The 26,742-nt window shown below is 63.8% G+C and carries 26 protein-coding genes; 15 read left to right on the plus strand and 11 right to left on the minus strand.

All coding sequences use genetic code 11. From position 1 onward, the window contains the following. Positions 1-25: 25 nt before the first annotated feature. Together NOV86_RS13625 and NOV86_RS13630 are read right to left on the minus strand one after the other, a co-directional pair. Positions 26-871 carry a hypothetical protein gene (locus tag NOV86_RS13625; RefSeq protein ID WP_267642063.1) on the minus strand — a complete coding sequence of 282 codons (846 nt, stop codon included), beginning with the start codon at positions 869-871 and terminating at the stop codon, positions 26-28. Then, positions 861-2,060, minus strand: a complete 1,200-nt coding sequence (locus tag NOV86_RS13630; protein ID WP_267642064.1) for a recombinase family protein — start codon at positions 2,058-2,060, stop codon at positions 861-863. The genes NOV86_RS13625 and NOV86_RS13630 overlap by 11 nt, the downstream gene beginning before the upstream one ends. 372 nt (positions 2,061-2,432) lie before the next feature. On the opposite strand from NOV86_RS13630, the gene NOV86_RS13635 reads away from it, so the two are divergent. The 4 genes from NOV86_RS13635 to NOV86_RS13650 all read left to right on the plus strand — a co-directional run bounded on the left by NOV86_RS13635 (position 2,433) and on the right by NOV86_RS13650 (position 4,882). After that, positions 2,433-2,756: a hypothetical protein gene (locus NOV86_RS13635; RefSeq protein ID WP_267642065.1), complete on the plus strand. Its 324-nt coding sequence runs from the start codon at positions 2,433-2,435 to the stop codon at positions 2,754-2,756. A 110-nt stretch (positions 2,757-2,866) separates the two neighbouring features. Next, a complete protein-coding gene (locus tag NOV86_RS13640; RefSeq protein WP_267642066.1) occupies positions 2,867-3,319 on the plus strand; it encodes a hypothetical protein in 453 nt (150 codons plus the stop codon). 217 nt (positions 3,320-3,536) lie between these two features. Beyond that, a complete protein-coding gene (locus NOV86_RS13645) occupies positions 3,537-3,785 on the plus strand; it encodes a hypothetical protein (RefSeq protein ID WP_267642067.1) in 249 nt (82 codons plus the stop codon). Beyond that, entirely contained in the window at positions 3,782-4,882 is a 1,101-nt protein-coding gene (locus NOV86_RS13650) for a tyrosine-type recombinase/integrase (RefSeq protein WP_267642069.1), read from the plus strand. Before NOV86_RS13645 ends, NOV86_RS13650 begins: the two co-directional genes overlap by 4 nt. Before the next feature lie 201 nt (positions 4,883-5,083). Here NOV86_RS13650 and NOV86_RS13655 read toward each other — a convergent pair whose 3' ends face one another. Both NOV86_RS13655 and NOV86_RS13660 read right to left on the minus strand, forming a co-directional pair. Continuing rightward, positions 5,084-5,719 (minus strand): hypothetical protein, encoded by a 636-nt coding sequence (locus NOV86_RS13655; protein ID WP_267642070.1) that lies wholly within the window; start codon positions 5,717-5,719, stop codon positions 5,084-5,086. A 14-nt stretch (positions 5,720-5,733) separates the two neighbouring features. Then, a complete protein-coding gene (locus NOV86_RS13660; protein WP_267642071.1) occupies positions 5,734-6,360 on the minus strand; it encodes a PD-(D/E)XK nuclease family protein in 627 nt (208 codons plus the stop codon). A gap of 275 nt (positions 6,361-6,635) precedes the next feature. Between NOV86_RS13660 and NOV86_RS13665 the strand changes: the two genes are divergently transcribed. Both NOV86_RS13665 and NOV86_RS13670 read left to right on the plus strand, forming a co-directional pair. Next, a complete protein-coding gene (locus tag NOV86_RS13665; protein WP_267642072.1) occupies positions 6,636-6,830 on the plus strand; it encodes a hypothetical protein in 195 nt (64 codons plus the stop codon). Between the two features lie 259 nt (positions 6,831-7,089). Next, positions 7,090-7,614, plus strand: coding sequence for a hypothetical protein (locus NOV86_RS13670; protein ID WP_267642073.1), 525 nt, complete (start codon positions 7,090-7,092; stop codon positions 7,612-7,614). 262 nt (positions 7,615-7,876) lie between these two features. Here NOV86_RS13670 and NOV86_RS13675 read toward each other — a convergent pair whose 3' ends face one another. From NOV86_RS13675 to NOV86_RS13690, 4 genes are all read right to left on the minus strand, one after another. Beyond that, positions 7,877-8,959 carry a sugar ABC transporter permease gene (locus tag NOV86_RS13675; RefSeq protein WP_267642074.1) on the minus strand — a complete coding sequence of 361 codons (1,083 nt, stop codon included), beginning with the start codon at positions 8,957-8,959 and terminating at the stop codon, positions 7,877-7,879. Continuing rightward, positions 8,956-9,921: a carbohydrate ABC transporter permease gene (locus NOV86_RS13680; protein WP_267642075.1), complete on the minus strand. Its 966-nt coding sequence runs from the start codon at positions 9,919-9,921 to the stop codon at positions 8,956-8,958. Before NOV86_RS13680 ends, NOV86_RS13675 begins: the two co-directional genes overlap by 4 nt. 1 nt (position 9,922) lies before the next feature. Then, positions 9,923-11,224 (minus strand): extracellular solute-binding protein, encoded by a 1,302-nt coding sequence (locus NOV86_RS13685; RefSeq protein ID WP_267642077.1) that lies wholly within the window; start codon positions 11,222-11,224, stop codon positions 9,923-9,925. Positions 11,225-11,314: 90 nt separating this feature from the next. Further along, positions 11,315-13,936, minus strand: a complete 2,622-nt coding sequence (locus NOV86_RS13690; RefSeq protein WP_267642078.1) for a glycoside hydrolase family 15 protein — start codon at positions 13,934-13,936, stop codon at positions 11,315-11,317. A 108-nt stretch (positions 13,937-14,044) separates the two neighbouring features. Here NOV86_RS13690 and NOV86_RS13695 point away from each other — a divergent pair, with 108 nt between their 5' ends. Both NOV86_RS13695 and NOV86_RS13700 read left to right on the plus strand, forming a co-directional pair. Then, entirely contained in the window at positions 14,045-15,175 is a 1,131-nt protein-coding gene (locus tag NOV86_RS13695) for an ABC transporter ATP-binding protein (RefSeq protein ID WP_267642080.1), read from the plus strand. Between the two features lie 84 nt (positions 15,176-15,259). Then, on the plus strand, positions 15,260-15,538 hold the full coding sequence (locus tag NOV86_RS13700) for a hypothetical protein (protein WP_267642081.1): 279 nt from the start codon (positions 15,260-15,262) through the stop codon (positions 15,536-15,538). Between the two features lie 43 nt (positions 15,539-15,581). Here NOV86_RS13700 and NOV86_RS13705 read toward each other — a convergent pair whose 3' ends face one another. Continuing rightward, positions 15,582-17,642 carry a DUF7997 domain-containing protein gene (locus tag NOV86_RS13705; RefSeq protein WP_267642082.1) on the minus strand — a complete coding sequence of 687 codons (2,061 nt, stop codon included), beginning with the start codon at positions 17,640-17,642 and terminating at the stop codon, positions 15,582-15,584. A gap of 238 nt (positions 17,643-17,880) precedes the next feature. Continuing rightward, a complete protein-coding gene (locus tag NOV86_RS13710; protein ID WP_267642084.1) occupies positions 17,881-19,206 on the minus strand; it encodes an eIF2B alpha/beta/delta subunit family protein in 1,326 nt (441 codons plus the stop codon). 82 nt (positions 19,207-19,288) lie between these two features. Between NOV86_RS13710 and NOV86_RS13715 the strand changes: the two genes are divergently transcribed. The 3 genes from NOV86_RS13715 to NOV86_RS13725 all read left to right on the plus strand — a co-directional run bounded on the left by NOV86_RS13715 (position 19,289) and on the right by NOV86_RS13725 (position 21,579). Continuing rightward, on the plus strand, positions 19,289-19,789 hold the full coding sequence (locus tag NOV86_RS13715) for a metallophosphoesterase family protein (RefSeq protein WP_267642086.1): 501 nt from the start codon (positions 19,289-19,291) through the stop codon (positions 19,787-19,789). A gap of 61 nt (positions 19,790-19,850) precedes the next feature. Next, on the plus strand, positions 19,851-20,609 hold the full coding sequence (locus NOV86_RS13720; protein WP_267642087.1) for a coenzyme F420-0:L-glutamate ligase: 759 nt from the start codon (positions 19,851-19,853) through the stop codon (positions 20,607-20,609). Continuing rightward, a complete protein-coding gene (locus NOV86_RS13725; protein WP_267642088.1) occupies positions 20,602-21,579 on the plus strand; it encodes a 5,10-methylenetetrahydromethanopterin reductase in 978 nt (325 codons plus the stop codon). Before NOV86_RS13720 ends, NOV86_RS13725 begins: the two co-directional genes overlap by 8 nt. Here NOV86_RS13725 and NOV86_RS13730 read toward each other — a convergent pair. Beyond that, entirely contained in the window at positions 21,533-21,784 is a 252-nt protein-coding gene (locus tag NOV86_RS13730) for a DUF8024 family protein (protein WP_267642089.1), read from the minus strand. The genes NOV86_RS13725 and NOV86_RS13730 overlap by 47 nt on opposite strands. A 72-nt stretch (positions 21,785-21,856) precedes the next feature. Between NOV86_RS13730 and NOV86_RS13735 the strand changes: the two genes are divergently transcribed. The 4 genes from NOV86_RS13735 (at position 21,857) to NOV86_RS13750 (ending at position 26,719) form a co-directional block, all read left to right on the plus strand. Continuing rightward, positions 21,857-22,168, plus strand: coding sequence for a DUF7573 domain-containing protein (locus tag NOV86_RS13735; RefSeq protein WP_267642090.1), 312 nt, complete (start codon positions 21,857-21,859; stop codon positions 22,166-22,168). 275 nt (positions 22,169-22,443) lie between these two features. Beyond that, positions 22,444-23,436: an AAA family ATPase gene (locus NOV86_RS13740; RefSeq protein WP_267642093.1), complete on the plus strand. Its 993-nt coding sequence runs from the start codon at positions 22,444-22,446 to the stop codon at positions 23,434-23,436. Further along, complete coding sequence (locus NOV86_RS13745; protein ID WP_267642094.1) at positions 23,433-24,446, plus strand: DUF58 domain-containing protein; 1,014 nt, start codon at positions 23,433-23,435, stop codon at positions 24,444-24,446. The genes NOV86_RS13740 and NOV86_RS13745 overlap by 4 nt, the downstream gene beginning before the upstream one ends. Then, positions 24,443-26,719, plus strand: coding sequence for a transglutaminase TgpA family protein (locus NOV86_RS13750; RefSeq protein WP_267642095.1), 2,277 nt, complete (start codon positions 24,443-24,445; stop codon positions 26,717-26,719). The genes NOV86_RS13745 and NOV86_RS13750 overlap by 4 nt, the downstream gene beginning before the upstream one ends. Positions 26,720-26,742 lie beyond the last annotated feature (23 nt).

Here is a 26,742-nt window from a genome sequence, read left to right on the forward strand (position 1 = left end):
TGGTGGAATCAGTTTTGTATACTACCTACATAGCAAACCAGTTTATTCTGCCCGATGGGAGAGGTTGAACCACAATTCTATTCGGTTCTGGCCACATCTTCACGCTGGTCTTTCTATCAGTAGGAGAAGACAAATCTAAGCCGTGGGCGAATGGTTTTGAGAATGTCCCGACAATTCTACTGTAGTTCTCGGATTCCGTGTTCTCGAGATAGCTCATGTCCTTCTCGAAGAAGACCCTGACATTACTCCTGTCACTGCTTAGTTGTTCGCCGCTCAAATCGAGAACCACTACCAACTGTCCACCACGGGCAGCGAGCCGGGTTGCATACTTCTCCCCACCATTTAGGTTCAGGAGATCTTCGTCAGACCACGCCTGAGGAACTCCGATACGCAGTTGGTGAGAGTACCGGTTGGTGTTCTTCGCCAGTCGAGTATAGAATGGCTTGGCAAGTTTTCGTACATCATCGTAGCACACTGGTCTTACCGGGGGATTCAATGATAGGGTGAGCTCTTTCTGTAGATGAGTCTTGAATTTTACTTCAGCTCCACCTGTCTCCACAAGGTCAAAGAGCCCAGATTCAACGGCGAACTCCTTAGGGAAGCGTAATAGCGTTGTATTACACTTCCCAGTTTGTGAAAGGTTCCGCTCATTCGCCCAACCACCTAATCCTGGGTAGAGGTCGAACACTATTTCACCATCCTGTAGGGTCGGCCTGAATGCGATTGGATCACCACCTTCCAACTCGTGGAACTCAACCAGATCGGAGGGTACGGTTACCTCAACGCGCTCACCGCTAGCGCGGAGTTTCATCTCGTAATCCGGCATGGTGACCCTCTCGGCTGGGTTCATGCTCTCTATGTCAGTCACCATTCCCACCGTAATGTTTGAAATCAGATAGCTCTGATTCTAGCCGCCTGAGTTCCCTCTTTTTCGGGAATAGCCGCTCGTTCCCGCAGTCGCTACAGCGGTAGTAGTGACTGAGCCGTTCGGGGTCTTCCGGAGTCCCGTTTTTAGTCATCGGTTGACCACAATTGGGACACCGCAGGGTCATCTCTGGAAAGGTAATCAGCGCCGGAACTGATTCCATAGTACCTTCCAGTTTCTCTAACCCTCTCTGAGTGTCGTCAACTCCGTTCAGTTCGTCCAGCCTCTCAATTTTTCGCTGTGCCATCTCGAAGAGGTCATCACTGACAATCACGAGCTCACGCTCGTACTTCGTTTCCGCGAACAAATTGGTAGATAGGCCACAGGTGTCCATGATCACCGCAATCGCCCATCCGACGTAGATCTCATTGGAGACAATCTCCTTAACTTGGGACGTCGTGAAATCCTGTCTTGGGAATGCCTCAGCGGTTTCTGTGTAAGCTCTGGAAGGAGTTGCACTGACGAAGGTGCCGAATATCTTCCTCACATTGGCCGCGGCAGACATCTTCGGACGGATCCAGCCTTGATTCGTAGATTCGTAGCCGTAGGGTGGTTTGTCGTAGACTGCGTTCCAGTTTTTGTTCTTGAAGCTCTGGATAACTCCCCTTTGAGCGGATTCGCTGCGAGACTCGTTCGTGCGCTGTGCTTCTCCGGCCTGAGTGATGATTATCGGTCTGTGTTCGTGTTTCGCGAAATCCAGCTCCTTGAATCGATTCGTGACCAGTTTAACTCCGAATTCTGTTCGCAGCCTACCGATGAGGTTTATGGTCTTCAGAGCGTCTCGTCCGAGGCGGTTTATTCTAGTTACAACCAGATAGTCGACTTCGTACTCATCCACGAGCTTGAGTATCTCTTTGATACCTGGTCTGTCGAAGTCACTCCCCGATAGACCTGCGTCTGTGATTAGTTCTTCCTTCAAGGAGATGTTCATCTCGTTGCAGAGACGTTCAATTTGGTCTTGCTGTGAATCAAGACTCCGCCCCTCTTTTGCCTGTTCCTCGCTGCTGACTCTCCTGTAGGCGATTCCTTGCCTATCATCCCAATCTTTGTGGTGCGAGTCTTCGAAGCGTTCTGGGTCTATATTTCGATACTTCTGAATCGGATTTTCGACTGGCTGATCGGTGTTAGAACTCATGATTGTTCTCTATCTGCCGCAAGATTTTCTGATCGCTCTGTTCCACTGTTTGGGGGTCTGATTGAGCAACCCTCCAGAAACGCCGCGATATTTCGGCTGTAATCAGTGAGTTTCCAGACCCCCACTTAAATTCTCTTCGCAGAATGGCCGTTCCACCTCTGGTTGACACGGCCATGGCTTTGTCCACCAGAGCTCGGGTATTTCCTCTGCGAAGAGACGGTACTCGAGGTTGGTCAACCGAACCGAATCGACTGTGGAGTATAGCAACCATCCCCGTGGGAACATATCCACCACAGAGAACACTTCAACCTTGCTACAACTGTTGGGTTATTCAGTCAATTATTGGAAAATATATTCCTATACCTGGTATAAGTGGAAGGACTCGAAAGAACTTTTTCAGATGGGGCCGCATTGAGAGCAGATTCTCCGATTTCTCAAGTATACCTCAAACGGTGGTGTCATTCATTGAATAAAAACCTCCCCGATGGAGATGTCGGAGGGTCTAGCAGACGGATAGAACTTCCCTCCGGTGAAAATGGAACCACCCTCGGTGTATGTCTCTACCTGACTCTCGATGAGCTCCGAGAACTTGGCGTCGAAGTTGATGGAGCAGATTATCTTAAACTCTCTGTCGATGGTGAGACTCAACGAATAGAGCTGTCAAGGTGTTCAGAGGAGGTGGAGGCGAATGAGTAAATACTCATTTGGAAGAGAGCAACAATCGGTGCTTGATTTTGTCCTCCAACTTCTTCTTGAACCTCGAACTCTGATGGGGCATATCTGCTACAGAACTTTGGGTGAACGCCATGACTAACGTGGGTGAGGATACCCAGCCGACGATGTGTTATCCTCAGAAGGCTCAGCACGCAAAATGGAAGCAGTTAGCGGATGAAAGAGGATACAAGAGCCTATCCCGCTTTATAATCCAGAATGTAGAGCGAGGCTACAAGAATCTCAATTTGAACTTGAGAAATGGTTCAGACGAACTTCGCAAGCAGCGAAACGACCTGAAACGGGAACTGGACCAGACTCGATTACGACTCCAAGAAGTCGAAGAGCAACTCTATCGTGGAGAGCGTGAGTCGGTGCTTGAATTCTTGGAACACCAATCAGGAGGTGCAACCTTCCCTGAGCTAGTACAGCACATCATCGACGATGCTCCAGTCCGCGTCGCTGAACTGGTTGACCAACTTGATGGAGACGAGATCGAGTATGTCGACGGTGAATACAGGCTCGTTGGGGGTACTGGCGATGACTGAAACTGGTCGGTGGATCCCAGTCGATCCGACAATTCGCGCTGGAATGTACAAATTAATCGACCAAGTGCCTGACCACCACCGACTACGTGTCTATCAAAATGAGTTCGAAAACCGGGATACGTGGCGGGCGTATCTGGCGACTCGTTCTTGGAATGAATCTGCCACCCCCGGGCGGAGAAGATATCTGGCTCGTGCTGAGGAGCGGTGGAAGTCGTTCATGCAGTCGAGAGAACGCCACCATGCACTCTGCACACCTGCTGACGCAGACGCGTACGCGCAGAAACTCATCGAAGAATTTGACGTAACCCTCGAGACTGCAGCGAGGTACTGGGGAGACGTCGAGAAGTTCTACCGGTGGATGTTCCATCACACGGACTATCCTCATCGGTACCACCCGTTCGTCATGGCTGCAGCCGCCTACGAACCGAGTCGAGCATTGTGGGAAGAGAAGGTGACACGAGGATGACTCTCCCCAATACCGACGACGAGATCTCGCGAATAGCAACAGCATTCGGTCGAGACCCGGACCCCCTCACGAAGTACGAGGGACAGTTCGAACAGCTGGCGGTCGACCCATTGGACGCGTACTTCGACCGCGTCCTCATGGCGAAGGACCCAACTGAGTCTACCCAGAAGAACTACCAGTACTCGTTCGACCAGTGGCGGGAGTTCATGCAAGAGGTTGACCGCCATTTCGCCTGTCCGAGCAATACCCACGTGAGAGGGTTCATCGAGTACCTTCTCCAGGACCGAGAAAACAGCATCTCGACGACCAAGCGCAAGGTTGGGAACGTCAATCGTGCGTACGAGTGGTGGCAGGAACACCACGCCTTTCCTCACCCGGGCGACTACAACCCGTTCCGAATCGCACTTCGTGAAGCTGACTTGGGGAGGAAGAATGAGGAGCTGAAGCACCCTCCGATATCGATATCTGAACTTCGCTCCGTTATTGCTGACTGTACCAACGTTCGCGAACGGCTGTTCCTGGTCTGGCAGCTGAAGTTCGGCCTTCGCGTGGGTGAGTTACTGAACATCCGGCTCGAGGACATCGCGATTGCACACTCCGGGCTCAAAGAGTGGTACCCAGAAATCGGGACCGCGGATGCGCTTGCGGGATACGAGAACGCGCTCTATATCCCGTCGAAATACGAGCGTGAAGGCAACAAGTCGTCCCGACCTCGGATTCTACCGATCGACGACGAAGCGAAGCGCGTGTTGATGCAGTACCTTCCTACCCGTCCAACTGTGGAAGAGCCGTGGCTGATACTGAGCAAGCGGACGTACGAGAAAATCGAGCGAGGAGATGCTGTGAACACAGTGTGGAAAGAGCACTTCTCGGAATTCAATGATCTGGAGGGCTATCGGAACATTACATCGCACTACGGACGGCACTACTTCACGAGCTACTGGAAACTGAAAGAGAATATTCCGCGGGAGCTAGTCCAGTATATGCGTGGGGACAAGCTAGGTGCTGGAGAAGGTGAGTCGATTGACGAGTATCTCACCGCTCACTATCAGGACATCCGCAGTCTCTACCGAGATAAGATATTCCACCTGCTCTGATCAAAATCAGGTGTGAGTATCTACTCGGGGTCGGGACTGAAGTAAGGGGCCAGGGAAGAACGGCGTGGATTGTTCATTTTTGGCACAACAAACGCACCGACGACGCTCCTGACCCGTATAGAACGTTGACAGAACTGCAAATATGACTTTTGGATTGGAATTACCGGTAGAACCACTCTGCTCTCGTTTCTCCCAAATTCATTAATCTTTGATATTCACCCGAGCTTCATCCAGAATTTCATCGACGATGTCTGCGATCTCGAGGTATTCCTTAAACGCGACTACGAGTGTTTTGAAATAGCTCTCAGGAAGCCCCGACTGGTCGACATCATACGTTTTCTGCATATAATCGCGCTTGTTCCCTTTGTTCGTGATTCCCTTCTCGTCCAACAGTGGCTCAAGCTTGGACTGCCATTGTTCGCTATTGTAGAGCTGATGGAATTCGTCCCGTAGCGGGACGTTGGTTGGACAACGGAGTCTGTACGTAAGCTGCCCCTGACTGAACGATTGCTCGCTTCGAATGAGGTGGTTGAAATGGAGTCTGAGGCCGGAGTAACCATTCGTTTCTTCGGCGACGTTAGTCGGCTCTAAATTCTCATCGTTGAGGTACCAGCCATGTTTGAATATACACCCATATTCGCGTGGCTCACAACGGATCATCCACTCTTCGCTCCACAGATCGTCGCTCAGCTGTTTCTGGAACTGTTCGGGCCACTCTTCGACTGAGCGCTGGCGGAGCTTTTCTGCGGCTTCTAGAAGCTCGTCGAAGTCGCTCCTGTATTCGCTGAGAAGTCGCACCTTCTCCTTCTGAGTTTGTGTAAAATCGTTGTCTTCCATGCTGGTCACCGTGATTATCGTCGACAGAAAGTCGTTGAGCTGGCTGACGCTCCGCTCTGGGTACTGACCGTGGGATCGATGCAGTTCCTCGTGAAAGGCATCCACAACGTGTCGCCAGTACAGTCTTCGAACCGTTCCGCAGCCGAGTCAGATGCGTGTGCCTTCGACAGAAACACGTAGTGGTGTCCATCTTGGGGGTACTCGCTCTTCTCTTCGTTACCGATATGCTTGTCTTGGATGTAGCGTTGAGTCTGCCTCTCTCCTTCTGAGGCATCCACCTTCGACTCGATGCAGACGAACCACTTCTCGGGTGCACGAATTACGATGTCGAGTCGATTATTCTGAGGTGAGGTGACTTCCGTGTCGACCCGAACCCTCTCAATGTCTCTGTGGATATAGTCTATTGAACTTCCAGTTTCTTCGCTCACTGTATCCAAGAAGCGCTTGAGTAGGTCGGCATCGAACCCATGTGGTTCAGACGGGTCGAGGAAGTACGCCAGAAGTGTATTCCATTGCTGTTCCGCTCTCATCGAGCCAAGGATTCGAAGCGTTGATTTCGGTGGTTCTGATACCTCGGGTATTGCCTCGAGTGATGCTCGGAATTCGCGTAACCGGTCATCCAGTTTGTCACCCGCTGGCATGACCCTACGAAGATAGCGGAAGGTCATAAAATCATCCCCCTGCACGTCCTGAGGGGGGCTGTACTCGGGCTTTCATCGATTTGATTTCCACCTTTTTAGTGCAGCCACTGAAACCCACTCAGAGTCTGCCAGAAGCGGCGTGCTGATTAGAGAGGATGTAGTCAGCAATGGAAGCTCGGTTGTTCCGGCTTCGAGTCGCTGAATGCGCCGACAGACCTGGAATGCAAATCCCTCGACACGGAGGCTTTTTTACACAGGAATAAAATCCGCTACACATGACGTTTCAATCCGAGTCGGTGTCCGGGTTCGTCTCCCGATTCGGGCTGCAACTTCCGGTGGTTATCGTCGTCGTTGGGGCAGTCACGGCCTCGTCACTGTACTTTTCGGTGATTGTGGCTGCGGCCGTCGGCCTCTTCGTCGGGACTTTCGTCGCCTTACTCGTCGCTGTTCTTGCAACGTTTGTCGGATAATCCGACCAACACACGCGAGTTATCCCTGCCACGTTGATGCGCTGTATCTACCAACTCGGATGATCGAAGGCGCAGAGATCTCTCATGGCCGATTCGCGCGCTGTATTCAGCACGGCCCGTTCGAACTACTCGGGTTGTGTCATGAACCTCGTGACCGACTTAGAGGATGGATTCTGAAAAAGGGTTCTGCTAGTTCATACTATTCTCCTCTTTGTCATGATGGGTCAGAACTTATTACCACCCTGTTAGATTATTGGATATGCCACCGACATCGAGCGCTGTGGAAAGCGCTGTTGCAAGGTCTCTCAATAAATTGTTGGACGGAGATGGGGATAGGAAGCTACTAGTTAACGATGCTAATGAGCGAAGTATCAGCCATAGGCTTGCGATGTACTTAGAACAAGAAGTTGAAGCCTTTGAGATGGATTATGACGTTGATGTAGAATACAATAGAGTCACCAAAGAAAACGGAGCGACGGTGGATTCGAAGAAACGAGTTCGTTATGACAAACTACCTGATGAGTGCCAAGGGAGAAAAATAGAGGTTGATGATACGAATGCCCAGACAGTTTTTCCAGACATTGTCGTTCATAAGAGAGGTTCCAGCGACCACAACCTTCTGGTTATAGAAATTAAGAAAACGTCCTCCTCTGATTCGGGGAAGTGCGACAAGGAGAAAATTAAGCGCTTCCGTGCCGATATCGGGTATGAGAATGGGCTTTTCCTACGGCTGAAAGTTGGTGATGACCCTGATATTGACGATTGCGATTGGTTTACCGAATAGAATATCCGTTGAATCTTGCTGAATATGCGCTCTGTATTCAGCACGGACCACGGAATTTGTTACCTTCTACAGAATTGAACAGAGCACTAATCCCTACCAGAAAGATACCCGAAATCAGTCCTCTGCTAATAGAAACAGTCCCTCGGAGGGGGTAACTGTCGTCACTGCCACCGACTAGCCGTCGGAGACCGAGCGTCAAGAATCCACCTTTCTGGCATCGACCGAACGACCGCAGGGACAGCGAGAGGAGAGGACAGACGGCTCAGCCTTCGACGCCGCCGAACGACAGCCCGCCCTCGATGTACCGCTGTGCGAAGAGGTACACGAGGCCGAGGGGCGTCGCGAACAGCAGCGCGAACGAGGAGAACCGCGCCCACGGGATGGAGTACTCGCCGATGATGGAGTACAGCCCGACCGGGAGCGTGTAGTTCTCGGTGCCGAGCAGCGTCTGGGCGACGATGAACTCCGTCCACCCCGTGAGGAAGGTGAAGATGAACACCGTCGCGAGGCCGGCCTTCGAGAGCGGCAGGATGATCTCGGTGACGACGCGCCACGGGGGTGCGCCGTCGACGATGGCGGCTTCCTCGTAGGAGACGGGGATGCCGTCCATGTAGGTCTTGAGCAGCCAGGTGTTGAACGGCACGGCGGTGGCTGCGTAGTAGACCGAGAGCGCGAGCTTGTTGTCGTTCACGCCGAGCTGGACGAAGACGGTGTACAGCCCGATGAGCAGCGCGATGCCGAGGCCGCCGCCGACCTGGGTCAGCAGGACGTACCCGAACAGGATCTTCTCGCGGCCGATGAACTCGCGCCGGGAGAGCGCGTACGCGCCCGGCACGATGAGCGACATCGCGATGAGGACCGTCGGGATGGCGACGGTGAGGCTGTTGACGAAGAACTTCTTGAACCCGGACGGGTTCTCGATGCCGTAGGCTGAGGCGTCGAGGAACGTGATCGACGGGGTGTTGACCACGATGGCGGAGTTCGTCAGGGGGACGTTGAGGCTGATGGCGTACCCCGGGATGATGAGGTCGCCGATGACCCAGACGAAGTTCTTCATCGTGGGGTTCTGGGGGTAGAGGACGAGCCCGCTGGTCGAGTAGATGGAGCCACCGGAGCTCGACAGCGCAGAGATGAGGATCCAGTACAGCGGGAACAGCAGGGCGAGCACGACGACGAGTGCGCCGAGCGTGATGCCCGCGGTCTTCAGCGGTTTCGTGGCGGGGATCTTCCCCGACCGGACCGCGTGGACCGTGTACCGGGCCTCCCGGACGAGTTCGACCGGCGTCAGCAGGACGTTCTTGACGTCCTCCTTGATGCTGCGGCCGACGGCACGGAGCAGGCTCATGCCTCGTTCACCCCGTCGGCGAGTTTGCCCTTCTTGACGTTCAGCCACATGAACGCGCCGATGATGACGACGGCGACGAGGCTGATGGCGGCACCCTCACCGTACTGGGAGAACGAGAACGCCTCCTTGTACGCGTAGAGGATGATGAGTTCGTTGGCGCGCGCGGGGCCGCCGTTGTTGAACACGAAGGGGATGAGCAGTTGCTGGAACGATGCCGCGGCGGTCAGGATGGACGCGAACAGCACGGGGCGCTTGATGGACGGGAGCGTCACGTGCAGGAAGCGCGAGAAGTAGCCCGCGCCGTCGACCATCGCCGCCTCGTGGAGTTCGTCGGGCACGTTCTGGAGCGCGCTCACGGTGATGATGACCATGAACGGGTAGGCGAGCCACGCCTCGGTGATGTTGTAGGCCATGAACGCCATCCAGCGCTTGCTCATCCACGCGATGGAGTCCATGCCGAGGGTGCCAAGCACCTGGTTGGCCAGCCCGAACTCGGCGGAGCTGAAGATGCCACGCCAGACGGTGATGGTGAAGATGGCCGGCAGGCCCATCGGGACGATGATGAGCGAGCGCATCCACCGCTTGCCGCGCACGCGGTCACCGGTCACGACGAGGGCGATGCCGAGGCTCAGGCAGATCTTCAGGATGACGCTCGTGGCGACGAACAGCCACGTGATGCCGAAGGAGTTCCAGAACGCGGGGTCAGTGAGGACGGAGATGTAGTTCTCCAGTCCGATGAACGTCGCCTCACCGAACGTCAGGAGCGACAGCGCGCCCTCGCCGGCGAACAGGTTCGACGGCTTCGCGTTCGTGAAGGACACCCCGATGAGGTACAGGATGGGGAACAGCATGAACGCCGAGAACATGAACAGTCCCGGCAGGACGAGGAGGAGCGATGCGTCTTCGCGCTCCAGGAACGGGATGTCTTCGACCCGCTGTGCGACGCCAGATTCGGTGCTCATCTTACTCCCAGTTGGACCGGATCTTCTTCGCGGCCTGTGCGAGGGCCGATTCGGGGTCCGCGTCGCCGTTGAACGCCTTGGTGAGGGCGTCGCCGACCGGGCCCCACACCTTGTTCATTTTCGGGTGCGTCGGCATCGGGTAGCCCTGTGCGACGGCCTCGGAGAAGCCACGGACGCGCGGCGGGAGTTCGTCGCTGCCGGCGAGGCTGTCGAGGACCGGGATGGCGCCCTGGTCCTTCGCGGCCTGCAGTGCGCGGTCCTCGTTCGTGACGTGCCACTCGGCGAACGACCGGGCGGCGGACGCGCTGGCGCCGCCCTCGGCCATCGCCTTCGAGAAGTACCACATCGTGATGCCCGTGTAGGGGTTGGGCTCGCCGCCCTCGGGCTTGGGGAGCTTCGTGACGCCGAAGTTCACGCCCTTCTCGTTGAGCGTCGAGAGGTACCACGGGCCGTTGATGGCGAAGGCGGCGTTGCCCTCGGCGAAGACGGCTGCCTGGGCCTCGTAGCCGGGGTCCTTCGGCATGTACGGCTTGAAGTTGTCGAGTGCGAACTTGAGCCCCTTGACGGTACTCGACTGCTCGAGGCCGAGCATCGGGTCCTTCTGGGGGTCGAAGTAGTAGCCACCGAAGCCCTGGAGCCACGCGCTGGCGAAGTAGGGGTCGAACGGGTAGCCGATGCCGTACTTCCCGTTGCTGGGGTCGTGGAAGTCCTCCATCACGGAGCGCATGTCGGCGACCGTCTCCGGCGGGGAATCGACGACGTCCTTGTTGTAGACGAGCGCCACGGTCTCCGCGGAGTGCGGGAGGCCGACGGTCTTGCCGTCGAACTGGACGGCCTGTGCGGCCGCGTCGGTGAACTGGTCGAGGCTGACGGAGAGTTCGTCGCCCTGGCCAGCGAGGAAGCCACGCTGGGAGTAGTCGCCGACCCAGTCGTGTGCCCACTCGAAGAGTTTCGGGCCCTGGCCGGCGGGGATGGCACTGGTCGTCTTCTTCGCGAGGTCGGCGATGTCCGCACCCTTGATGGTGTGCTTGGAGTTGCCGTTGAAGTTCTCGATGGCCTCCTTGCGTGCCGGAATCTCCGTGTCGGGGAGGCTGTACCAGACCTTCGCGGTGCCGGCCGGTCCGGACGAGGTCGTCGTCTCTTCCGAGTCGGAGTCGCCACCGCCGTCGTTATCGTTGCCACCGCCGCCGTCGTTCGCCTGCGTGTCGGTCGACTGCTCCTGGACGCCCACACAGCCCGCGAGCGTGCCGAGGGTACCTGCCACACCGAGCTTCTTGAGCACTGCCCTGCGTTCCATTGACATGGTGAATATTAGATGAATTAGTCCTTCACACCTTAAATCATTCGGCTCCGTCACTATTGTTTGTACAACTCCCGTTGTACCCCCTGACCTCTAGGACCCCGTGACCGAGACCGACGTCCGGGCCGTCGCCAGCCCGACCGTCTCCAGCGGGTCGTCGCCACTCGGCGCGACCACGGTGATCTGGTTCCGACCCTCGGCGAGCGTGACGGTCGCGTCGAAGGAGCCGTCGGAGACGGGCAGTCGGGTGGTCTCCGCGCCGGTCCTGACGACGACCTCGGCCGCGTCGGTCGTCCCCGAGAGGGACACCTCCGTCGTGTCCACGACCGGGTCGGGGAAGGTCACGTCGAGCGAGGGCGCCGGCGTCTGTTCGCCCTCGACGTAGCGCTGCTCGACGAACGCGGGCGTCTCGACCGGTTCACCCACGTCGAGGCTCCACGCGAGCCGGACGAACTGGGCCATGCTCCACGAGAGGGGCGTGGCACTGCCCGTGCCCTCGCCGAACGCCCAGCCGTACTCGGTCGGCTCCTCGCGGTCCCACACCTGCTCGGGGATCATGCGGCCTTCGTTGGCGAACCGGGCCATCGTCCGAAGCAGGTTCTGCGGGGCGAGGTCGCCCGAGGTGGTCCCCGCGCGGAGCTCGTACTCGGCGCGCTCGCCCGTGAAGATGGGCCAGAGCCGCCCCTTCGTGTTCGGTGCGACCGACCACGGCGCGCCCGATTCGCCCTCGCCGTAGCCGTCGCCGTTGTAGCGGTACCAGGCCGGGCCGCTGGGCGTGTCGACGCGGATGGTCTCGTCGACCACCGACAGCGAGTTCTGCACCAGCTCGTCGTCGGCCGGGACGATGCCGAGTCGGACGAGTTCGAGGAAGCCGGCGTCGATGACGGCGCGCTCGTCGAGCGTCGGGCCGCCGTTTGCCAGCCCGCGGTCCGCACCGTCGTCGGGGTCGCGGTCGTCGTTCACGCGGAAGTAGTACGGCGGCTCGTGGCCGTCCGCGCCGGTCGTGGTCGCACACCACTCCGAGACGCCGTCGCGCCAGCGGTCCGCCAGGCCGAGGTAGACCAGCGCGTCCTCGCGCTCGCCCTCGTCCGCGGCCAGGCGCGCGGCGCACGCGAGGCCGGCGACCTCGGCCGCGATGGTGCTCGGCGAGAAGCCGCCCTCCTCCTCCCAGCGTTCCTGGGCCGTCTCGGGGCCGCTCCGGGCCACGTAGTCCGCGGACGCCCGGATGCTGTCGTAGCCGTAGGCCGCCTCATCGAATCCGTGCCCGTGGCGTTCGCGCAGCTGGTAGGCCATCACGAGCGGGAAGGCGACGTTGTCGAGTTGCTCGCCGCCCCAGCGGGTGCGCCCGTCGAGGTAGGTGTTCTGCGGGAGGAAGCCCTGTTCGTCCTGCTGGACCGTCAGCAGGTACTCGGTGGCCGCGATGGCCGCCTCGGCGTGCCCCATCGCGTCGAGGGCGGTGAACGCCTGGTAGAGGTCGCGCGACCAGACGAAGTTGTAGCCCACGTCGCTCGCTTTGTCGGCGATGACGCCCTTGCCCCAGGGGACCGACGGGGAGGCGATGCCGGCGCCGTGGAAGGTCTTGTCCTCGACCGCGCGCAGGGCCATAGCGGCGGTCCGGTACTGCGGTTCGAGGGCGTCGTCGCCCGCGACCGAGTCGGGGACGCGCACGTCCTCGAAGAACGACCGCCAGGAGGCGCGGTACTCGGCGCGGACCGCCTCGTAGCCGCGGTCCAGCGCGCGCCTGGCTTCCGCGGTCGCGTCCTCCGCGGCGGCGTCCTGCACGAAGCCGATGGCGGCGGTGGTCTCGGTGCTGCCGGAGCCGAGTCGCCCGGCGAGGACGAGGTTCCCCTCGGCGGAATCGCTCGGGTCGAGCGCCTCGCCTCGCTGGACGAGCGCCATCGCGGACTCGTCCTTCACGCCGGCGGCGGTCGCCCAGTCGAAGCCGTCGGCGGCCGCCACGCTCGCGGCGACCACGTAGGGGTTCCCGTCCTCGTCGAGCACCGGCCCGCCGGTCGGGGCGTCCTCGGCCGCCAGCGCGTAGCCGTCGCCGTCTGTGACCCTGACGCCGGCGTCGCCCGCGGTCGCCGCCGAGATGGCCGGGCGCGCGACGAGGTAGAGGTCGAACTCGTCGGCGGCGTCGAAGGCCACGTCCATGAGGATGGCGTCGCCGGCGGGGTCGGCGGCGTACTCGACCTGCAGCGACCAGTCGCGGTCGTCGCTCGCGGCGACCTCGTGGCGGTAGAGCAGCGCGTCGTCTGCGGCGGGGACGACCCGGCGCTCGACCGGGTCGTCGTCGCGCCGACTCTGGTCGTGGCTCCGGGCGACGTAGCCCTCGCCGTCGGTCACGAGGAAGTCCACGGTCCGGAAGTGCATCAGGTCGACGCGCGGGAAGCGCGGCTCGGTGAGTGCGCCCGCCGTCAGCGTGAACCAGACGCGCGAGGACTCGTCGGCGGCGTGGTCCGCCACCGTGCCGAGCCCGTACTTCTCGCCGGTCGTCCAGAAGGGCGCGAGTTCGACCGGGTCGAGTTCCGGTGTCGCGGTCGTCGTCCCGGTCCCCGTGCCGGCTCCCGCCGTGGTCCCGGTGTCGGCCGTGGTCCCACTGCCGTCGCTCTGGCCGTTGCAGCCCGCGAGGCCGACCGCCGCGACCCCGCCGAGCGAGCCCAGCAGGGCGCGCCGCGTCGACCCGGACCGGTCGTGTTCGCTCTCGTCACTCATTGTCGTGCTAGCTGGTGCCGTGGATGGCAAAAGTGCTACGAAATTATGCATCACAGTTTTCGCTCAGAGGGCAAGAACTATACTGTGGGAAAACGACTCATGCCAATAATGGCGACAGTAACGCTGGACGAACTACGAAAGGAGTACGACAACGGGCGGATCGTGGCCGTCGACGACCTCTCCATCGAGGTCGAAGACGGCGAGTTCGTCACCGTGGTCGGGCCGTCAGGCTGCGGGAAATCGACGACGCTGCGGATGCTCGCGGGGCTGGAGCGCCCCACCGCCGGCCGGGTGAACATCGGGAACGAGGACGTGACGGACGTCCACGCGCGCAACCGCGACGTGGCGATGGTGTTCCAGAACTACGCGCTCTACCCCCACAAGACGGTCGCCCAGAACATGGGCTTCGGCCTGCGCATGAGTACGGACCTCTCGAAGGACGAGCGCCAGCAGCGCGTCATCGAGACGGCCGAGATGATGGGTATCGAGGACCTGCTCGACGACAAGCCCGACGAACTTTCCGGCGGGCAGAAACAGCGCGTCGCACTGGGGCGCGCCATCGTCCGCGAACCCGACGTGTTCCTGTTCGACGAGCCGCTGTCGAACCTCGACGCGAAGCTCCGGACCTCGATGCGGACCGAGATCCAGCGCCTGCAGGCCGACCTCGACACCACCGCCATCTACGTCACCCACGACCAGGAGGAGGCGATGACGATGGGCGACCGCATCGTCATCCTCAAAGACGGCGAACTCCAGCAGGTCGGCCAGCCGAAGGAGGTCTACAACAACCCGACGAACGAGTTCGTCGGCGGCTTCGTCGGCTCCCCGAGCATGAACTTCCTCGACGTGGAGGTACACGACGAGGCCGGCCGCATCAGCCTGAAGGGTCCCGACGGCTTCGACTTCCAGCTCGCCGAGGCCGAGACCAGCGCGCTCCGCCGGGTGAACAGCGGGGACGACGTCCGGCTGGGTATCCGCCCCGAGGACGTGTTCGTCACCGACGGCGGCGCGAACGCCCAGACCACCACCCTCGACGTGCTCGAACCCATCGGGAGCGACAACTACCTCTACCTCGACATCGGCGACGACTTCATCGCCCGCGTCGACTCCGACATCGAGCCCGAGCCCGGCCAGCAGATCCAGATCACCTTCGACTCCAATGACGTGCACCTCTTCGACCTCGAGACCGGCGAGTCGCTGTTCCTCGACCGGGGCGAAGAGCAGACCGTCACGGCCTGAACCCGTTCTTCCTCTCCTCTCGAAGCGGTCTTCCGAACGGCCGACACGGTTACGTGTCTCCAATTCGTCACGTTGGCCAGGCCGATGCTCCCCCTCCTGCTCGACGCCATCCAGTCGGTCCCTCAGCGCGCGTGGCTGTCGCTCGCAGCCTCGCTCTTCCTGTTCGGTATCGGCGGCCTGTACCTCTACTACGAGGTCCGTGCGCTCGCCGGACTCGGGGACCCCGTCGGGCCGTCGGACGACGACGAGCTGACAGGGGTCACCGTCTTGCGGCGCATCAGGGCCTGGATCGTCATCATCACGTTCCCGATCTTCGGACTGCTGTTCCTCGTTCTGTTCATCAGCGCCTTACGGGCGGCCTGATTCCGGTCGTGACCCAGACCGCGAAAACGAGAGCGGAGCGTCCCTACTGGTCGGCGACGGCGCGCCGTTCCGCCAGCATGTCGTACTCGTCCATCAGCGCGACGGTCGCCAGCCGGAGGGCGTGGGGCCAGCCCAGGGGGGTCGCGCTGTCGGGCGTCCCGTCGTCGAACACCTGCTCGGGGAGGTAGCTGGTGTCCATGCACAGCGGGCCGCCGGGGAGGACGAGCGCGAGGAGTTCGCGGGCCAGCGCGGCGAACTCGTCGGCGCGGTCGTCGCCGTGGTCGCGCAGGACCGCCGCGAGGCTGGCGGCGGCGTGGGCGCCCCACGCGGTCGAGACGGACCAGATCTTCTCGTCGTGCTGCTCGCGCATCCGCCAGCCGTCGCCCTCGTAGCGGATGAGCCCCTCGACCTCGTCGGTGGGGCGGCGCCAGAGCGTCTGGACGACCGTCTCGACGTGGGAGACGAGCCGGTCGAGGCGGGCCTCGTCGACGGACTCGAACTGGTCGTAGGTCCGGTGTGCGGCGGCCACGGCCAGCGTCGCGGAGTCACACCGGGCGTCGAGGACGGTGCCCTCCTCCTCGTCCTCGGTGTACTCCCGGAGCGCGTAGATGCCCTTCTCGGGGACCCAGAGGTCGTCCATGGCGTCGTACACCTGCCGGGCGCGGCTCGCGGCGTGGTCGGCGAGGTCGGCGTCGACGCCCGCGGTCCCGGCGAGGGTCGCGTACGCCTCGAGGAAGGTGGCGGCGGTGTGGGTGAACCGCCCGGTCATGTCCTCCCAGGCGTTCTGGCAGACCTCGGGCCGGCCGTCGTCCTCGAGCGTGTCGTCGAGGCTGTCGAGGGCGGCTTCGAGCGTCGCCGTCACGTCGGTCCGGTCTGCCTCGTCGTCGGTCGCGTCGGCGTAGGCGCCGAGGAAGGCGATGACGCTCCCGGTCTGGTCGGCCTGGTAGTCCACGTCGTCGCCCGACTCGAGCCGGCCGTTGGCCCATCCGGGGGCGAGGCTGCCGTCGTGGGGCCAGACGCGGTGGGGCCAGGAGCCGTCCTCGCGCTGGGTGTCGGCGTAGGCGGCCGCGCTCTGGTCGTGCCAGTCGTCGAGGGCGAGGTCGTACTCGGCGGCCGATTCCAGGAGGAACAGGGATATCTCGGCGTCGTCGCGGAACCAGGTGTAGCCGTAGCCGCCGGAGTAGGCGTAGAACGGGTCGAAGTCGGGGCCGGCGATACGGAGGCCGGTCCGCCCGGAGAGCAGCGAGAGGACGCGCAGGTCGGCCGCCATCGCCTCGGCATAGTCGTGGTCGTCGGGGACGGGGACCTCGACCTGCTCGGTGGCGGCGTCCTCTAGGGCTCCCGCGTCGGTGTAGGTCGCCGCGAGGTCGTCGAGGTGCGCGAGGGCGTCCTCGCGCGGGAACTCGCTGCTGTCGGTCAGGAGCGTCGTCAGCGTCGCCGAGCCGTCCTCGACGGGGAGGAACGCGACGAGGTTACCGCTCAGGCGAGCCTCCTCGTAGCGCCCGTTGCTGATGGGTCGGGGGAGGTCGACCGGCTCGTCCGACAGTATCTCGCCGTACTTCGCGGCGACCTGCCCCTGTATCTCGGCGAAGCCGGTCGCGCTGGCGACGAAGTCGTGCTCGTCGGTGTGGAACACCTCGATGGCGGTCTCGTGGTGGAGCTGGCCGATGCGGGTGTCCTGGGCGTCGGGGGCGAACCCGACGAAGGCGACGACCTCCACGTCCTCGCCCGAGAGGTCCTCACAGTCGAAGTACGTGACGTGGGCGTCGCCGAGTGTGAGGTCGTACTGGCTGACGCTTCCGAGGTGTGTCTCGTGGTCGGTGACGACCAGCGCGGTGTGGCGGTGGTAGGTCTGGGCGGTCGGCTGGCAGTGGTCGAACCAGACGACGTCGTCGTCGACGCGGAGGCCGAACCGGGACCGTTCCAGCCCGTTCAGCCCCGTCAGCGGATACCCGTAGTCAGAGAGAGAACCGTCCGGGTCGACGTGGACGAGCCGCCCGTCCCGTCCCGAGAAGTGGCCAGTCGTCGACCGGGACTCGCCCGGGAAGGCGGTCGCGTCGTGCCGATGGTGTTTGTAATCGTTGAGTGCGTCCCGTAGTTGCATTACACGTAGCATGGACCCCCCGCGTTATAACAGTTGGTGTAATAGTCGTTCATAATTTCACCAGTTGCCCTCGCAACACGTGCCACACCCCGTGAGCGGCCGACAGCGGTGGCTCCTCGGCTCACGGTTCAAGTACCAGAACGCGCCAAGCAGGGCCATGCGCTGACCCAGTGCCGTCCGGCGGTCGAGGCGGGTGTGCGGTGTGCCCCGGACGGAGCGACGACGCCGCCTGTTCGCCCTACGACTCCCGACCGGCGGGACTCCGCGTGTCCTCTTCCTCTTCGGCCGTCTCGTCCGGTACCTCGCGGTCCCCCCACGACGCGAGGGACCGCAACTCCTCGGCGACCTCGGTGACCTCGCGAGCGTCGAGGTCGCCGCGTTCGGTGACGATGCTGTCGACGAGATGTGGCGGCGTCTCGTCGAATAACGGGTTCGACACCGAGAGCGGCGCGTCCCCGTCGTAGACCGCCGACCGACGGCCGGTCTCTAGGTTGACCGTCGCCTCGATGCTCACCTTGTCCGTCGAACAGACCACGTAGAGCGGGATCTCCTCGTGGGCCGCCGCCAGCGCCGCCGCGCGGGTCCCGGTCTTGTTCACGACCGTCCCGTCGGGGAGCACCGTGTCCGCACCGACGACCACCGCGTCCACGTCCTCGGTGGCCATCGTGTGCGCGACGCCCGCGTCGGTCACCAGCGTCACCGGGTACGCCGAGAGGAGCGTCTCGGCCACGTCGACACCCTCGTTCCCGGGCCGGGACTCCGCCACGAACACCTCGGTCGGGTCACCCTCCTGGAGCGCCCGCAGGACGGTCCCCGACCGCGAGAGCGTCAGCACCGTCCGGTCGCCGACGAGTGCCCCGGCCCGGACCGCGGCGTCGGTGTCGGCGGTGACGGCCCGGTGGATGCCGTCGATGGCGTACTGTTCGACGCTCGCGGCCGCCCGGTCCGCACTCGCCAGCACCCGGTTCACGCGGTTCCGGAGCACGGCCATGCTCGGTCGCGCCCGCAGCAGCCGCTTGCCGAGGTCGGCCAGCTCGTCCCACGCGTCCTCGTCGGCGGCGTCCTCCTGTACGAGCAGCCCGGCGCGGTCGCGGAGCACCTCCAGCGCCCGCAGCGACAGGTACGCCGCGCCGTGCTCGTCGTCGGCGGTGATGCTGCGGACCGTCGGCGCGACCCGGTCGTACGCCGTCCAGAGTTCGGGGACGGCGTCCCGTCGGGGAATCTCGGTAGGTGACACCCACTCGTACGCGTCGTGCTCCTCGCTCAGCGCGACCTCCTGCGTGTCGCAGTCGAACAGGTACGGGTGGACCACCCAGTCCCGGTCGAGGTCCGCGTCGGTGAACCGGACCGGCGTCCCCGACCGGACCAGGTCGACTGCCGATTCGTCGAGGCCCGTCTCCTCCGTGATCTCGACGAGCACCTGCTCGTCCGGGTCGCCCTCGGCGAAGCCCGAGACGCCGCCCCACTGCCCCGTGTACGTCCCGACCGCGTCGCTCCGCCGGAGTAGCAACACCGTGCCCTCGTTCCGCAGGAACGCCGTCACGACGTGGGTTCCGTCGCTCATGGTCGACCCGACGACCGCCCGGGACCTGAACGTTCCCCTCTCGCCACGGAGGTTTTTGTCGGCGGGCGGCACACTGTCGCACATGGTACGCCTGGCCATCATCAGCGACACGCACGTCCCCTCGCGCGAACCGCGCATCCCCGACTGGGTCCGCGAGACGTGTGCGGACGCCGACCACGTCGTCCACGCGGGGGACTTCGACTCGCCCGAGACCTACGAGGCGGTCCGTGAGTTCTCGCCCGAACTCACCGCGGTCACCGGGAACGTCGACCCGCCGTCGCTCGACCTCCCCGAGGTCGCGACCGTCGAGCTGGGCGGGGTCACGTTCGTCGTCACCCACGGGACCGGCCCCCTCGATGGCTACCGGAACCGGGTCGTCGGCGCTGTCGAGCGGACCGCCGACGGCGAGGCCGTCGGTATCTGCGGCCACACCCACGAGGTCATGGACGAGACGGTCCGCGGGGTCAGGCTCCTGAACCCCGGGAGCGCGACCGGGGCCGCGCCGGCCATCGAGCCGACGATGTACGTCGCCGCGGTCGCGGACGGCGAGGTCTCGGTCGAACTCCGCGAGGGCTCGCGGTAGGGTAGGGGCACACGTTTCCAACATCGGCGGTCTTTTCTCCGGCGCTCCCACACCCCTGTGCATGGAACTACACCCCGTGCCCGACATCCCGGAGATCCGGGAGGGGGACGACCTCGCCGCCATCGTGTCCGAGCGGTTCGACCTCCAGCCGGACGACGTGGTGGTGGTCGCCTCGACCGTCGTCTCGAAGGCGGAGGGGCGGTCCGCGGACCTCGCGGACTTCCCCGCCGGCCCGCGAGCACGCGAGATCGCACAGCGTCTCGAGGACATCACGGGCGACGAGAAGGACCCGCGGTTCGCCCAGGCGGTCCTCGAGGAGTCCACCGAGTTGCTCATGGAGGAACCGTTCCTGCTGACGGAGACGCGCTTCGGCCACGTCGGCGTCAACGCCGGCATCGACCGGTCGAACGTCCCCGGCCACGACCTGCTCTTGCTCCCCGAGCACCCCACCGCGAGCGCCCGGCGCATCCACGAGGGACTCGAACACGGGAACCCGGTCGTGGTCACGGACACGAGCGGTCGCCCGTTCCGCCACGGCCAGACCGCCGTCGCCATCGGCTGGGCGGGGATGCCCGCGAGCCGGGACTGGCGCGGCGAGCACGACCGCGACGGCCGGGAGCTCGGCGTCACGGTCCAGTGCGTCGTCGACGAACTCGCGGCGGCCGCGAACCTCGTCGCCGGCGAAGGGGCCGGTGGCACGCCGGTGACGGTCGCCCGCGGCTGGAAGTTCGGTGACCTCGAGGGCCACGACGACGTGTTCCGCGACGTGGAGACCGACTTCGTCCGGCAGGCACTGCGGGGGTGGGAGTACGATGCGTAGACTCGGCATCGAACTCACGCCCGAGCACCCCATCGACGAACTGCTGGCGACCGCCAGCGCGGCCGAGGACGCCGGGTTCGACACGGTGTTCGCCTCGTCGCACCACTTCAACCGCGACCCGTTCGTCGTCTGCGACCGCATCGCCCGCGAGACCGACCTCGACGTGGGGCCGGGCGTGGTCAACCCCTACGAGACGCATCCCGTCTCGCTCGCCTCGCGGGTGGCGACCCTGGACGAGACCTCGGAGGGGAGGGCCGTCTTCGGTATCGGTGCGGGCGATAAGTCGGCACTCTCGAACCTCGGGTACGAGCACGACCGCCCCCTTCGCCGGGTGCTGGAGTCGTTCAAGGTCGCACAGCGGCTCTGGGACGGCGAGCGCGTCGACCACGACGGGACCTTCGAGGCGACCGCGGCCGAACTGAACTTCGACGTGGGCCACATCCCGGTGTACGTCGGGGCGCAGGGGCCGCACATGACCCGGATGGCGGCCAAGCACGCCGACGGGGTGCTGCTCAACGGATCGCACCCGCGGGACTTCGAATGGGCCGCCGACCGCGTCGAGGAGGGCCTGTCGGAGCGCCCCGACTCGCGCGGCGAGTTCGACTTCGCGGCGTTCGCCAGCGTCTCCGTCGCGGACGACGAGGCGGCGGCGCGCGAGGCGGCCCGGCCACCTGTCGCGTTCATCGCGGCCGGGGCCGCGCCACCGCTGCTCGACCGCCACGGCCTCGACCACGACGCGGTGGCGGCCGTCGGCGAGGCGCTCGGTGAGGGTGACTTCGACACCGCGTTCGGGCGGGTGACGGAGCCGATGCTCGACGCGTTCTGTATCGCGGGCACGCCGGAACAGGTCGGTGAGAAGATAGGGGACGTCCTCGAGTACGCCGATAGCTTCGTGGCGGGGACGCCGCTCGGCCCGGACCCGACTACTGCGCCTCGCCTTCTGGCGGCGGCGATCGAGCGATACTCCTGACGATAGCGCTGCCGAGGCCACCCACCGCGAGGACGCCGAAGCCGCCGGCCGCGAGCGCCGTCAGCAGGCCGCCGACGGCGAGCAGGACGAGCGAGAGCGGGTCGCCGTTCTGTGCGACCTGCGTGAAGCCCTCGATTATCTGTTCCACGTTGTAGATCGGGTCGGTCGCGCTCTGCAGGACCACCCGCGGGAGTCCGCTTACCATACCTGTGGCTTCGAGCACTGGTACTTGGTTCTGTCCGTTGCCATCAAGACGACGGACCGCAAAGGGTGGCCTATGCCACGAGACAGGTCGCTCGACGAGTTCGCGTCCGGGGAGGCGGAGGCTGCGGCGGAAGCGGAACCAGCGACGGAACCGACGACGGACGAGGGTGACGCCGGTGGGAGTGACAGCGGCGGGAGTGACACCGGCGCGGCCGAGGCAGGTGCAGACACGACGGCGTCGTCGTCGGGCACGGACACCGACCCGGCAGTCACGACGTTCCAGTGGTCGCCCGACGGTCGCGAGTGTGCCGAGTGCGGCGCGACGGTCGACCGTCGCTGGCGGGACGGGAGCCTGCTCGTCTGTGCCGAGTGCAAGACGTGGTGAGGGGGAACACTACATAGCGCTATCGAGAACCGACGGGAGAAGCGGTCGAGGATGCCGGTTTCGGGCTTCTTTGGGATGGTATGGCACAGCCAACGTTACAAGGATGGGGCCGCTAGAGGGACCAAACACCATCGCAGTGATGGGTCGAGGGGCCGGTTACCAGGTGCGTACCACGTTACCTCAGCGAACAAAAAACATATGCGGGTGACCAACGCACCGCAAGACAACGGCCCTCCACCATACACTGTCGACCGGACTGGTCGGTCTAGCCACCTATGACGGATGCAAACACCCCAGACGCCACGCCGCAGACGACTCGCCCTGAAACCAACCTCGACGCACTGCCCATCGAGGAGGCGGCCCAGGTCAGCCGCGACGTCATCGCCAACGTCGAGAACGTCATCGTGGGCCACCACGACGAGATCGAACACGTCGTCACGACGGTCCTCGCCCGCGGTCACGTCCTGCTCGAGGACGTTCCCGGCGTCGGCAAGACGATGCTCGCCAGGGCCATCGCGGCCTCCATCGACTGCTCGTTCAAGCGCGTCCAGTTCACCCCCGACCTCCTCCCCTCGGACATCACCGGCGTCAACGTCTTCAACCAGAAGACGCGCGAGTTCGACTTCCAGGAGGGGCCCGTGTTCGCGAACATGGTCCTCGGCGACGAGATCAACCGTGCACCGCCGAAGACCCAGTCGGCGCTGCTGGAGGCGATGGAGGAGGAACAGGTGACCGTCGACGGCCGGACCCGCAAGCTCCCCCAGCCGTTCACGGTCATCGCGACGCAGAACTCGGTCGAGCCGAACCGGACCTACGAACTCCCGCTCGCAGAGGTCGACCGCTTCATGAAGAAGCTCCACCTGGGCTACCCGAACCAGCAGGAGGAGTCCGAGATGCTCGCCCGCGTCGTCGGCCACCACCCCATCGAGGACCTCGAGGCGGTGACCGACATGGAGACCATCCGCCGGGCGCGCGAGACGGTCGCCGGCGTGACGGTCAAGGAGGCGGTCCGCGACTACGGCACCCGCATCGCCCAGTACACGCGTGAACACGCCAAGCTCGGCGTCTCGCCCCGTGGCACCATCGCCCTCTTCCGGGCGGCCCAGGCCCGTGCCGTCCTCGAGGGCCGTGGCTACGTCATCCCCGAGGACGTGCAGGTCGAGGCCCCGCGCGTACTGAGCCACCGCATCCGGCTCGAGGCGAGTGGCCCCCGCGACCAGGGCGTCCAGGTCGTCGAGGAGGCGCTCGAGAACGTCCGCGTCGAATGATACTCACACGACGTGGTATCGGGGCGATCGCGCTCGTGGTCCTCACGAGTGCGATGGCCATCCGGTTCGGGTCCCGCCAGCTCGGGGCCATCATCATCCCCGTGGTCGTGGCGCTGCTCGGTGCGGGCATCCAGCTCTACATGACGGGCCGTCCCGAGGTCACCCGCAAGGTCCCGGACGACGGGTACATCGGCGAGACGAAGCCGGTCCGGCTCGTGTTCGACCTCTCCTCGCCGGTCGGCGCCCGCGTCGTCGACGACGTGCCAACCGGTGTCCGTGCCGCCGGCAACGAGTTCGACACGACCATCGGCGACAACGAGTTGACCTACGAGATAGAGTACCTCTTCCGGGGCCAGCACGAACTCGGTCCCCTGTCGGTGACGGTCCGGGACGTGCTCGGCCTCACCGAACGAACCTACACCTACAGCATGCACGACACCGTCCTCGTCTACCCGCGGGTCTACACCCTCACGGGGGCGACCCGCCACGACCTCAACCTGCTCCCCGAGGGCTCGCCCGAGCACAACCGGGAGGAGTTCGACAGCCTGCGCGAGTACGCCCGCGGGGACTCGCTCCGTGACGTCCACTGGAAGTCCAGCGCGAAGCGGACCGGCGACGACCTCGTCGTCAAGGAGTTCATCGCCGAGGACGACCTCGGCGACGTGAAGATCGCCGCAGAGGCCGCCGACGGCTGGGACGACGAGATGGCCGAGGCCGCCGCCAGCATCGCGCTCTACCTGCTCGACGCGGGTATCGCGGTCGGACTCGCCGCACCCAACGGCGACCTCCCGGTCGACGCCGGGGCGGACCAGCGCGAGGCCATCCTCCACCGGCTCGCGACCGTCGGACCCGGCCAGGTCCCCGAGAGCTACCGGGAGGAGGCCGACATCGTCATCGTCGCCAGCGAGAACACCGGCGTCAGCGTCGAGATGCGCGAGAGCACGGTTCCGTTCGAATCGTTCGTCGGTGACGCGACCACCGCCGCCGCTGCACGGGAGGTCTCAGCATGAGTACGCACACCGGCTCCACGAGGAGCACCGCCACGGCGACCGCACAGGACGAGGTCAACTGGTACCGGCTGTTCGCCCTCGGCGGGCTCGCGGTGCTCACCGCGACGTGGGTGACGGTCCTCTACAAGCTCACCCAGGTCGTCGGCGGCTCGTTCGCGCTGCTGTTCGCCGTCACGCTCTCCATCGCGCTCGCAGCGGTCCTCTCGCGCGTCATCTCCGAACAGGTCGCCGGCGTGCTGGCCGCGACGCTCCTAGTCGGCAGCTACCTGTTCTACATCCTCTCGACCCCGAACGGGCTCCAGATACTGGTCCAGGCCTGGGACAAGATCATCGCCGACACCATCGCGTTGCTCACCGGGCTCACCATCCTCCGGCTGAAGGCGGCGAACCTGTGGATCCTCGGGTTCGCCCCGGCGCCCGTGTTCTTCTCGTGGTTCCTCGCGTTCCGCCGCCGGTACGTCTGGTCGGCGGTGGTCGGCGGGCTCGCGTTCCTCGTCCTCATCCTCACCGGGGACGCCGCGACCTACCTCGGCAACCAGGGCTGGTTGCTCCGCGGCATGCTCTTCGGTGGGACCCTCGGCGGCATCGCGATGGTCGGCTTCGGCGAACTCGAACGCCGCGGCGGCTCCATCATGCAGGCCGACGTGCTCGTCGTCCTGTTCACGCTGATGCTCATCGCCTCCGCCATCCAGCTCCCCTTCGCCGGGTCGGCGCTCCGGCTGTACGACACCGGCCCGACGACGGTCGAGGGCAGCCTGACCGAGGCACCCGGCGAGACCACCATCATGGGCTCCATCGAGCTCTCGCCCGAGGTGCGCTTCACTGCGCAGATGGACGACCCACAGTACATGCGGGTCGGGGCCTACGACCGCTTCACGGGCGGGAAGTGGATACGCACCGGCCAGTCACAACCCTACTCGGGGTCGCTCGACGGGCCACCGGGTGAGACCGAACGCATGAGTCAACTCGTGACCATCAAGTCCAACCTGAACGTCATGCCGGCGGCGAACCAGCCGGTCCGGGTCGACGGGCAGGTCCGTGACTTCACCCAGGTCACGGAACTCGGGAGCCTGCGGTCCTCGGTGCGCTTCCAGCCCAACGACACCTACCGCGTCATCAGCGAGGTGCCGACCGCCGGGCCGTCGACGCTCCGGACCGCGGGTACCGACTACCCCGACGAGATAACCAGCCGCTACCTCGCCGACAGCAGCCAGCCCGACTTCTCGAACGAGTTCGAGCAGCGGACCCAGGAGATCGTCGCCGAGGCCGGCGCCGAGAACCCCTACGAGCAGGCCGTGGCCATCGAACGCTGGCTGGAGGCCAACAAGGAGTACTCGCTCGAGGTCGACCGCCCGCGGGGGAACATCGCCGAGAACTTCGTGCTGGACATGGACCGCGGGTACTGCGTCTACTACGCGACGGCGATGACGATGATGCTCCGCGCACAGGACATCCCGGCGCGCTACGTCGTCGGCTACACCCCCGGGCAGCAGGTCGACGAGAACGAGTGGGTCATGCGCGGCCTGAACTCCCACGCGTGGGTCGAGGTGTACTTCCCCGACGTCGGCTGGGTCAAGTTCGACCCGACGCCGGCCGGCCCCCGCGAGGACGCCGAGTACGAGCGCGTCTCCGACGCGCGCAGTAGCGGCGAACCCAACGTCGACACCGGCGACAGCGCCGACGAACCGCTCACGACGACGCCGGAACCGACCGAGACGACGAACGGGTCGGTCAACGGTTCGAACGAGACCCGTAGCTTCCGGACGCCGAACCTCGGGCAGACGACGCCCCGCGGCGACGGCCAGTTCAACGGGACGTTCGCGACCCCGACGACCGGTGGCGGCGGTGGTGGCGGCTTCGACGGCTTCTCCGACAGCCAGCGGCGCATGCTCGCGTTCGGCTTCGTCGCGATGGTCGGCCTCGCCGCCAGCGCGCACCGGGCCGGCGTCACCGGCGCGGTCCAGCGCGAGGCGAAGATGCGCTGGCAGGGCGCGAGACGCGACCCGGAGACCGACGTGGTCCGGGCGGTCGAACGCCTCGAACTCCTGCTCGAACGCCGCTACCGGCCCAGACGCACGAAGGAGTCACCCAGACGCTACATCAGCAACCTCTCCGTCTCGGGCCTCGACGCCCGGGCCGAACGCGTCGGTGAACTCCACGAGAAGGCGGTGTACGGTCCCGGCGTGAGCCGCGAGGAGGCCGACGAGGCGGTTGAACTCGTCGACGAGCTGGTCCGGGCCCAGACGCCCATCCTCCGCCGGTTCAGCCGGTAGGACGGCGGCGCACCGCGACGCTG

It is taken from the genome of Haloarchaeobius amylolyticus (assembly GCF_026616195.1).
Lineage (GTDB): Archaea > Halobacteriota > Halobacteria > Halobacteriales > Natrialbaceae > Haloarchaeobius > Haloarchaeobius amylolyticus.